Annotated in this window: 2 protein-coding genes; both read right to left on the minus strand. The window is 57.6% G+C overall.

Going from position 1 to position 1,047, the window contains the following annotated elements:
* On the minus strand, positions 1-116 hold a 116-nt coding region (locus tag AACS18_RS02745; RefSeq protein ID WP_181363387.1), incomplete at its 3' end, for a lecithin retinol acyltransferase family protein.
* Positions 117-127: 11 nt separating this feature from the next.
* The coding region (locus AACS18_RS02750) for a DUF932 domain-containing protein (RefSeq protein ID WP_108613638.1) at positions 128-1,047 on the minus strand (920 nt) is incomplete at its 5' end.

Consider the following 1,047-nt stretch of genomic DNA (forward strand, 5'->3'; position numbering starts at 1 on the left):
TGTCCCGAGAAGGGGCCCTGGTAGTGGATCACCATATTGTTACCCACGTAGATCCCGTGGTGCTCATACCCGATACGCGGAGAGATAAGGTGGTCGCCATAGTTCAATGTGGACATGTTGTGACCTCCTACTGCAGCAAGGTGATGGCTTGTGCCAGGGCACAGGATTTGAGTTGAGCGCCTTGACCAAACCAGGCGGAGTCCAGCCGATGATCCTGGCTGCGGGTACGGCGATGGTGGTCGACATACTCAGTCACCGCATTGACCAATCCCCATGCGGTGTTGTGTGAACTGGTCAACTCTGCTCCCATGCCTGCCCCTTGATAGAGCTCATGCAAACGCTGCACAGGCCGGGTGAGTACAATGCTCTCTTCATCTAAAGGCTGTGCCAGCAGGTCACTGAAAAAGCGCAGTGCCTCTTGAGGTGCTACAGGCCGTTGGCTGAGCGCTTTAGCATGCTGACCGAAATGGTCCCATTGGCATACCCCCAGTCCCAGCGCCTGTTTCACGGCTGACGCGTCAAACTGGGTTGAGTGCGGCACCTTGATGGCGGCGGACTGGTTACCTACCGCTACCTGAAGGGTGTTGTTGCAGACTACCCGCACCGAGGTGAACTGCGCCGTGGTGCAGAGCGTCCCATCACAGCTGGTCGCCAGCAGCAGATAGGACTTCACCAGGTCACCACCTTTTAGCATCAGGTCCTGGCCTGTCTTGGCCAAGGCCCAGAGTTTACGGCCACCTTTGAGTGAGCCTGCGGTCTCCAGCTCGAAACCTCCTACTTCCACCAAATCTTGATAGAAGTGCAGCACCTCATGGGGCTGTACCACGTTGTAGCGCTGTGAAACCACCGACAGCGGCGCCAGGGTATCGGAGCGGTAGAGGACTTTGCTGTCGGGATAGGTATGAAGGACGGGATTGTCAGGCGAACCCTGATACAGCACATCGCTTTGCTCGATGGTCCAGTCCATTCCAGCAGCTTGTAGCCAGACATCCGGGGACTGTTGTGGGGGGAGGACATTGCCGAGGCCATGCCAGGGGGTTTGGCCGG

The organism is Aeromonas sp. HMWF015, assembly GCF_963878965.1.
In the GTDB taxonomy this organism is placed as follows: domain Bacteria; phylum Pseudomonadota; class Gammaproteobacteria; order Enterobacterales; family Aeromonadaceae; genus Aeromonas; species Aeromonas veronii.